Annotated in this window: 3 protein-coding genes and 1 other RNA gene; 1 reads left to right on the top strand and 3 read right to left on the bottom strand. The window is 32.7% G+C overall.

Annotated features, from left to right (window positions below):
• Positions 1-85: 85 nt before the first annotated feature.
• Entirely contained in the window at positions 86-772 is a 687-nt protein-coding gene (locus tag EGH73_RS06830; RefSeq protein WP_089771108.1) for a hypothetical protein, read from the bottom strand.
• Positions 765-1,259, bottom strand: coding sequence for an RNA polymerase sigma factor (locus EGH73_RS06825; RefSeq protein ID WP_123281229.1), 495 nt, complete (start codon positions 1,257-1,259; stop codon positions 765-767). Before EGH73_RS06825 ends, EGH73_RS06830 begins: the two co-directional genes overlap by 8 nt.
• A 209-nt stretch (positions 1,260-1,468) precedes the next feature.
• On the opposite strand from EGH73_RS06825, the gene rnpB reads away from it, so the two are divergent.
• Positions 1,469-1,765, top strand: an RNA gene (gene rnpB / locus EGH73_RS06820) — RNase P RNA component class A.
• On the opposite strand, the gene EGH73_RS06815 is transcribed toward rnpB, so the two are convergent.
• Complete coding sequence (locus tag EGH73_RS06815; protein ID WP_123281228.1) at positions 1,760-2,815, bottom strand: hypothetical protein; 1,056 nt, start codon at positions 2,813-2,815, stop codon at positions 1,760-1,762. The genes rnpB and EGH73_RS06815 overlap by 6 nt on opposite strands.
• Between the last annotated feature and the right edge of the window lie 176 nt (positions 2,816-2,991).

The raw sequence follows: 2,991 nt of genomic DNA, 5'->3' as shown, positions 1-2,991 counted from the left end.
TTAGTTTTTCAGTGGCCTCGGAAAAGGATCGGCTTTTTTTTGGGATAGCGGGAACGGAGCGCGGAAAAGCTGCCCAAATCAAATATCAATTTTCTTTTTCCAAATCAATTTTTTCAAGTTGTTTCAGATTTTTAGATAATCTTTTTAGAATAATTCCGTACGCTAGCTTGTAATATAGTAATATAAGCATAACACTGATTAGCAGACTTAAGCTAACCGCAATAAGCAGGCTCCAGAAGGTAGGATTATCTACATGAATATTTTGCCTTCTAATCGTTATTGTAAGCAGGCTAATCAAGCTACCGATAAATAATACCAGCAGCAAAACATTACTGAATATAAAGAGATTAACCGTTTTTTTGAATTTTATGATATGTATAATAAACTTTTTAAGATTAGACTCCACATCGATTTTCTTATAGTTTAGATAAAATACAACCACGAAAATACCGGTTATAAAAAGACTCAGAATTTTCATACTGTTATAGATTTTATCTAGTGAAAATTCTACATCCGGTTGATTTCTGATCTGCAATTTATTCAGGATGTTTGTAAAATCCGTATGAAAGTCATTGGAAAAAACGGAAATAAAATTAATTAGTCCGAAAACAATAAATTCTGCAATACTGATCCAAAGAATATATTTTACATAATTTCTGGATTTTTTATTCAGCATCATCTCAATTTCATCCTGATTGTATCCGTCAGAGATCACTTGGTTTTTCCAAGTTTTTTTTAGAGCATCAATATCAAAATCTTCTGAGTTAGGCATGCTTTATCATTAATTCTTTTAATGTTTTCTTTAATCTGTTCATTTTCACGCGGGCATTCACTTCGGTTATCCCCAGTGTGTCAGCAATCTCTTTATAAGGTTCATCGTCCAGATACATCATCACAATGGCTCGTTCCACATCTGGTAATAATTTTATAACTTTATATAGCAGGGAAATCTGCTGCTGTTTTTCATCAGAATCTTCCAAAAAATTCTTGCTATGAAAATCCTGAAGTTCATCCGTTGGAGGTTGTTTGGTTTTCTTCCTAAATAATGTGATTGCAGTGTTTAGTGCCACTCTGTACATCCATGTAGATATTTTAGAGTTACCTTGGAATGAGTCGTAAGATTTCCAGAGTTGTAACACAATTTCCTGAAAAAGATCTTCTTGATCTTCAAATGAATGTGTATAAAGCCGGGAAACCTTGATAATAAGTCCCTGATTATCCTTTATAAGCTTAGAAAACTCTTTTTGTTTATGCTCCATTCCAGAAACGAAGATAAGAAATATACAAAAATAACAATTCATTTTCGGGCATCTTTCCGATTTTTCAATATTCGCTGTCTTGAAAGCTTATCCATCGCCAAGATTTATTGGGATGATTACAAACATTACTTTCAATTCTGGATTTGGTCTTTAGTAAAGAAGTTTGCTAATAAGCGTAAAAGCTCAGCCTTTATTAGTAAATTTGCAACAGAGAAGCGTGGCTTGTTGATCCGAATTCATTTTTGGGTAGGAAAGTCCGGACACCGTAGGGCAGCATAGCGGATAACATCCGTCATTTGTGAAAATAGGACAAGTGCAACAGAAAGCAAGTACAGTTCGGCTGTAGTGAAACCAGGTAAACTCTATGCGGTGCAATGCTAAGTATATCATCAGCTAAGGGCGGCTCGTCCGTTGATGAGGGGTAAGCAGCTCAAGATTCTCAGTAATGACAATCGTAGATAAATAACAAGCTTTAACAGAATCCGGCTTATAGCGCTTCTCTATTTTTTTATTTGGGAATGTTGATAATTCTTTATGATAAAATTAATTCCGGTCTCCAAAATCTCGCCCATATTTTTACATTTTTTAAAATGGGTATTGTAAGTTAGTTTTTGAAGAGAAATAGCCAATTCTGATATTTTTTCCGGTAAAGAAATGTTATCCGTTTTCATAATTTCTATCAAATCCTTATATCTCTGATTACTTGTCAGAACTCTTTTAGCAATTGCAGAGCGAACCTCCTTTCTATATTGTTCTACAGAATTAGGTTTTAGTTTTTCATTCACTAGTTCTACCATTTTAGCATTTTCTTTAAAATACTGAGGAATATATATTTTGAGTTGACCTTCATAACTCTGCTGGTCAAAATCGATTGCTCTAATTCTGTAAACAACCTGGTCAAAATCGTGAATAGGAATGACGACATAATTATATGAACGCATATCACCTAGCAATCCTATCATACATCTTTCATTAAATTTTACAAATTCCTTGGCTATTTGAGCTTTTTCTAGTTCAGTACATCGTGATAAATAACTTGTGATAAAGACATCACCAGGTATGCCAAGAATGTGTTCTTCTATCAAAGTATCGTTAAAAATAAGGAAATTGATTCTGTTAGGCGAAAAGATGTCTTCAAACTCTAATCCATAAATTCTGGAAGCATCGGCTTTTTTGATATAAAAGTTGGTGTAATTATCATTAAGAATATTCCTCACCCTAATTCTAAATGGTTTAGAATTTCCAAAACTGCAGAAGTGAATAGAATCAACCTTTAAAAAAGGCAAGGTCTCTTCATCACCGTCCGAATGTAAAAGCGTATATATCTTATTAAGACTAGCTTCAATTTCCAAATATTCAAATTCAGGATAGAAAACATCCAACCAATAAGTATCTTTTCCATCTTTATCAAGCAACGAAGTATAACCAGAAAATCTCAAAAGATCTTCATAACAGATTTGGATATGAGTAGTTCTGTTATGTTTTTCAAGATAGTCTTCGAGTGATTTACCAATAGGATATATCGGTTTTCTGAATTCTATTTTAACATTTTTCATCCTTATAATTAAGAATACCAAATTACATAAAATTTAGATTAAAAGATATCTGCAATTATTAAGAAGAACCATCAGAATCATTTATACGATTTGTATAAATTAAAAAAAGGTCAAAAAAAAAGCTCATCAAAGTAAATTGATGAGCTTTTAAAAAAAACTGGCGGCGACCTACTCTC

Source organism: Epilithonimonas hominis (assembly GCF_003730015.1).
Taxonomy (GTDB): domain Bacteria; phylum Bacteroidota; class Bacteroidia; order Flavobacteriales; family Weeksellaceae; genus Epilithonimonas; species Epilithonimonas hominis.
This window is presented reverse-complemented; position numbering and strand designations above follow the sequence as displayed.